Source organism: Mesorhizobium sp. M5C.F.Ca.IN.020.32.2.1, assembly GCF_004023105.1.
GTDB classification, from domain to species: Bacteria; Pseudomonadota; Alphaproteobacteria; order Rhizobiales; family Rhizobiaceae; genus Mesorhizobium; species Mesorhizobium wenxiniae.
Map to the genome: position 1 here is coordinate 1 of NZ_RZSX01000465.1, position 5,015 is coordinate 5,015.

Consider the following 5,015-nt stretch of genomic DNA (forward strand, 5'->3'; position numbering starts at 1 on the left):
GCCTGGCCCCACCCAGCAGAGCCATTTGTCGGCGGCCGATGCGGTCTCCCGTCATCTGATGGAATCGTGCCGGGGTGTCAGGGATGCCCTGGAGTCAGCTCACCCCGACGGTTCGTGGCTTGCCGCAGGTCCGATCCGGCCGGGAATTCGCTCCTGCTACGAACGGGACATCTTCCGCGTCGGCAATGCAGCCGGAGAGTCTCATCCCGTTGTCGCCGAGGGCATCTCGATGGCGCTTCAGTCGGGCTGGCTGCTGGCCTGCGAACTCGCATGCGCGCCAGACGGCAGGGCAGGGCGCGAGGCTGCCGGCAGACGCTATGAGGCGGCCTGGAAAAAACTATTTTCGACGCGGGTCTACGCCGCTGCAGCGATTGCTGGAATTACCCTTCGCCCCGGTAACGCCACCTTGATGGCGGCAATTATCCGGAATTTTCCGCAGGCACTGACATTGGGCGCGCAATTAAGCGGCAAGACAAAGCCGGTTCCCGGCTTTGTCTAACAAGTGGTGCGGCGCATCATGCGCAAACGAAGGCACTACAGCGCGCTCAACAAGCGCTAGCTCGGTCACTTGGGGCAATTCTCCATGTCCGAAGTTGCAGTGCCACTGGCGGAGTTTGTATTCGCATCGGCGCCTGCCATATCCTTACACCGGTCACCCATGCCGTCGGGGCCTGTGGTTGTCGAACCGGTTACGTTTGGATCGGCAGGAGTTGCGTTATCGGTGCCGGGAGCCATAGTGCCAGTGCCTGTCCCGGTGCCCGCTCCCGGATCGCTGGTGCCGGATCCTGTGCCGGTTGATTGCGCCATCGCCGAAGTGGCAAGGGCGATGCTGAGTACGGTTGCAGAAAGAATTTTCTTCATGATCGGACTCCATTCGAGTTGCCTCGCTGATTGCGATGATTATCCAACGAGCGTTTTTTGGAGTTGTTCCACCAGATAGAAATTGTGATTGAGCCGATGACAATCTAAGCAGCAATGCTGGTGAAGCGGCCAACGAGCGCCATCTTTTTTCGGTATCGATGGAACAAGATCCGACAGCCACGGTTGGAAGCACAGTCGTTCTACAGCGACTGGAAAGCCGTTCGCACGGCATTCGGACAAGGCCCTGCGCTTCCTCCCCGCGGGGCCTTTTCTGTTGCTGCAGGAACCTTCATGGAGCCTGGAGCACACCCGGAACTGGCCGGCTAGCTGCGCCATTGAATGCTGTCGTTCACGGCTCGTCGATATCTTGCTTCGAGGGGTTGCGCGAGATGGCGCGTTCCTCTTCGTCGTCCGGCAACGCCTCGTCACTTTCCTGGTACGGATTGTCGTCGTCTTCCTCGGGCAGTTCAGCCTCCTTCTCGAGGTCGTACCGGATGTCGCCGTTTCCTGGCACGCTGTCTGGCATAATTTCGCCGCCTTTAATCGCGTCCCAGTCCTGCTGTTCGATTGTCGGGCCTTCGGATGAATCGTCGGGTTTTCTGCGCGGTGCCATCAGAGCTCTCCTATGCATTGGTTGCTGATATGCCTAACTCCGCGGACCGCTACGTAGTTCCTCGACCGAACCGGCGGACCGCCTTACGGCGTTAGGCGGGTTGCGCAATGCCGCCCGGCAAGCCACTAGGAACTTGCTTGACCTCTAATATAAGGGCAAACTTGGAAACGGGTGGGGGAAAACGGCTCAAAAACAATCGGGAGGAAAGCCATGAACAGCATGAGCCTCACCACGCTTGAACGCGGCAAGACGACAGTCGATGCCGCGGCCCTGGACGCGCTTTCGGCGCAATTGCGCGGCATCGTGCTGAGGGAAGGCGACGCCGCCTATGACGAGGCACGCAGCATCTGGAATGCCATGATCGACCGGCGGCCAGGGATGATCGTGCGCTGCGCCGGTGCCGCCGACGTTATCGCCGCCGTGAATTTTGCCAGGGAAAACAGGCTGCTCGTCGCGGTTCGCGGCGGCGGCCACAACATCGCCGGCAGCGCCGTCTGCGACGGCGGCCTAATGATCGATCTGTCGCTGATGAAGTCGGTGCGGGTCGATCCGGCGACGCGGCGGGCATGGGTGGAACCTGGCGCGACGCTCGCCGACGTCGACGCGGAAACACAGGCCTTCGAACTGGCGGTGCCGACCGGGATCAACTCGACGACGGGCATTTCAGGCCTGACGCTGGGCGGCGGCTTCGGCTGGATCACGCGGAAATTCGGCCTGACCATCGACAATCTTCTCTGCGCCGATGTGGTTACCGCCGACGGCAAGCTGCTACGCGCCAGCCAGACCGAAAATCCGGACCTGTTCTGGGCGCTGCGCGGCGGCGGCGGCAATTTCGGCGTCGTCACGGCTTTCGAGTTCAAGCTCCATCAAGTCGGTCCGCAGGTGCTGTCGGGGCTTGTGGTTCACCCCTTTGCCGATGCCCAAAACGTGTTGCGGGAGTACCGAGCGGCGCTCGAAGCAGCGCCCAATGAGCTGACCTGCTGGGTGGTCATGCGGCAGGCGCCGCCGCTGCCGTTCCTGCCGGCCGAATGGCATGGCAAGGAGGTGCTGGTCCTGGCCATGTGCTATTGCGGCGACCTTCAGGAGGGCGAGAAAGCGACGCAAAGGCTTCGCGCCATCGGCACACCGATTGCCGATGTTGTCGCCCCTAACCCGTTCACCGGCTGGGAGCAGGCATTCGATCCATTGCTGGCGCCCGGCGCCCGAAACTACTGGAAGAGCCACGACTTCACCGAGCTCTCCGACAGCGCGATCGAGGTTATCACGGCCGGGATACCGGAACTTCCGGGGCCTGAATGCGAGATATTCTTCGCCCATGTCGGCGGTGCCGCGGGCCGCGTGACAGCGGATGCAACGGCGTTTCCGCAACGCAGCGCGCATTTCGTCATGAATGTCCACGCCCGCTGGCGCGAACCGCAAATGGACCGCGCCTGCATCGACTGGGCGCGCGGTGTTTACGAGGCGGCTTCGCCCTATGCCGCCGGCACGGCCTATGTGAACTTCATGCCCGAGGACGAGGTCGACCGGGTCGAAGCAGCCTATGGCGGCAACTATCGGCGGCTTCTGGAAATCAAGCAGCGATATGATCCGCTGAACCTGTTCCGCATGAACCAGAACTTGCGCCCGGTGGAAAACCTGCGCGCTGCATAGGCGTGCGTCACGCGATGACAAGGCCGCGCCTCCGGCGGAGGTCGCGGGCCCCATTTTTCGGTTCATACGCTGGCAGGTATCAGGATCGCAATGCGATGCACGCCGACCGCGGCACTTGTGTTCGTGGCACCGTCGGTCTTGCCCTTGGCGCAAGTGTACATGTCGCCTTCTTTGAGTTTGAATTCCTTGTCCGCTTTCTTGATCGTGAATTCGCCGGCAGCGATCGTGCAGACCATGTCGTTGTCCATGACCATTTCAGGAGCCACTGCTCCGGGCTGAAAGACCACGTCGACGATTGAGATGCTCTTGTAAGCGGGAATGTCGGAGTTGCCAGTGCCGACCTCCACCACTCTGACGCCGGGCGCAATCTCCTTGCCTTCATTCGGGCCGTACTCCTTGGCCGTTGCGGATCTCGCCAAAGCGAATAGAGGCGTAACTGCGGCGGCCGTGACTCCGAGCGCAATTGCAGACCTGCGATTCATGGTTTCCATCGCATCCTCCCTTTTGTTGGTCGCGCACAAATGTGCATAACCAAGATATATTAGCACGAACGAATTTACCTGTATGCAAAAGGCTGCTTTGGCAGCGCAGCCTGCGCGCAGACGGTCACGGGTGTTGCGATGCTTTTTATCCTGAAACAGCCTTCAGCTGACGCCTGCCCAGGCAAGGTCTAGTCCTTTCGCTTTGTTGACTCGGCCTGCAAAAACAGGCAGCAAAGCCTGACATGGAGGGCATTTCTACCATTTTTTGAAATCGACCTTCGCCCAATCGGCGATCGGTAGAGGGATTGGTTAACCAAGTTTGTCCATCTTTTGAATCAATCGGCAACAGACGTGAAGCGTGCAGGGGGCACCAGACGACTGTGATTGTGATGGCTGCGAGCCCCGCATGCCGCAAGGCCGATTGAGGTTGGTTGTATGGCGTTTGTGCGTTTGAAAAACCGGGGTGATAATCCTGATACTGGATTGATTTCGATGAGGCCCGGCCGGCGCTGGGCCGCGATCCCCGTTGTTGGTGTTGCGATCGCTCTGTGGTCGGTCGCGACCATGGCCGGCCTCCATTCGGTGGGAACCTCGCTCACCGCTGCCTCCAACAGTCTTCCGCAAAGCCTGCTCTCGCCGCGTTCCATCGCGCTCGCCGATCGCTCGCTTCCCAATTCATGGGCCAGTTCGTGGGCGCCGTCACTGGCAAGCCGACAGCGTCAGGCGTCCCTGCTCAGCCGATGCGATGCCGGTTGCGCGCAGGCTGCCGCGAGCTTCGTGCATGAAGGCAAGTTGGCGCGTCTAAAACCGTTAGCGAAGCCGAATACCGTGCCTGTTGTCGCAAGAATCTCGCGCCAAGCGCGCTTCGACAGTGTGGTGGCGAAAGCCGCGCTGTCGCCGCAAAAGCTCGCTGCTGCCTTCGCCCACGTCACCGCGGCACCTCCTATGCTTGCCAGCCTTCCGGCGGCCGGGCGCGCTGCAGAGCCGGTGCGCCGGCCCGATCGGCATGGTCCCGCGGCCGTGCGCTTCGGGCCCGAGATTGCGGAATCCGAACGATCCTCCCGTCTGGCGCTGGCGCTTGCGAATGCATTGCCGGGAGAGATGATCGACGTGCTGCCCCCAGCTGTTGCGGCAAGCGAGCCTTCTATTCCACAGGAGCCGCAAGAGGGCGAGGTGCAGATGGCCTCGCTGCCGCCGCAGGACGAGATGCCCGACAGCGTCCCCTTGCCGACCTTCCGCCCGCGGGCGGAAATCGATCAGTTAGACGAGGCGCCCGGGGTCGAGGCACCCAGGGCCAAAGCGCCCAAAGTTCAGGCATCGAAGCCCGCCAAGGCGCAGTCTCAGCCATCCAAAGCCAACAAGGTCCGGACCGCCGACGCTCCGAAGGTCGACACGCCCCGGGCGCCAGC

At 61.5% G+C, this 5,015-nt stretch carries 4 protein-coding genes and 2 pseudogenes; 3 read left to right on the plus strand and 3 right to left on the minus strand.

Annotation, left to right across the window (positions count from 1 at the left end; genetic code table 11):
• Nucleotides 1-499: pseudogene (locus EOA86_RS21790) on the plus strand (monooxygenase); the annotation flags it as partial.
• 65 nt (nt 500-564) lie between these two features.
• On the opposite strand, the gene EOA86_RS21795 reads toward EOA86_RS21790, so the two are convergent.
• A complete protein-coding gene (locus EOA86_RS21795) occupies nt 565-861 on the minus strand; it encodes a hypothetical protein (RefSeq protein WP_245497339.1) in 297 nt (98 codons plus the stop codon).
• A gap of 349 nt (nt 862-1,210) precedes the next feature.
• Complete coding sequence (locus EOA86_RS21800) at nt 1,211-1,474, minus strand: hypothetical protein (RefSeq protein ID WP_203546906.1); 264 nt, start codon at nt 1,472-1,474, stop codon at nt 1,211-1,213.
• Nucleotides 1,475-1,684: 210 nt separating this feature from the next.
• Between EOA86_RS21800 and EOA86_RS21805 the strand changes: the two genes are divergently transcribed.
• Entirely contained in the window at nt 1,685-3,124 is a 1,440-nt protein-coding gene (locus tag EOA86_RS21805) for an FAD-binding oxidoreductase (RefSeq protein ID WP_128343530.1), read from the plus strand.
• 62 nt (nt 3,125-3,186) lie between these two features.
• Here the strand turns inward: EOA86_RS21805 and EOA86_RS21810 are convergent, their stop codons facing one another.
• Nucleotides 3,187-3,645 carry a hypothetical protein gene (locus tag EOA86_RS21810; RefSeq protein WP_348633361.1) on the minus strand — a complete coding sequence of 153 codons (459 nt, stop codon included), beginning with the start codon at nt 3,643-3,645 and terminating at the stop codon, nt 3,187-3,189.
• A gap of 525 nt (nt 3,646-4,170) precedes the next feature.
• Between EOA86_RS21810 and EOA86_RS40515 the strand changes: the two are divergent.
• Nucleotides 4,171-5,015, plus strand: a pseudogene (locus tag EOA86_RS40515) (hypothetical protein); the annotation flags it as partial.

Bases quoted from the DNA above. Each gene is read 5' to 3' on its own strand.
- EOA86_RS21795 (WP_245497339.1), bottom strand. From the start codon at position 861: ATGAAGAAAATTCTTTCTGCAACCGTACTCAGCATCGCCCTTGCCACT.
- EOA86_RS21800 (WP_203546906.1), bottom strand. From the start codon at position 1,474: ATGGCACCGCGCAGAAAACCCGACGATTCATCCGAAGGCCCGACAATC.
- EOA86_RS21805 (WP_128343530.1), top strand. From the start codon at position 1,685: ATGAACAGCATGAGCCTCACCACGCTTGAACGCGGCAAGACGACAGTC.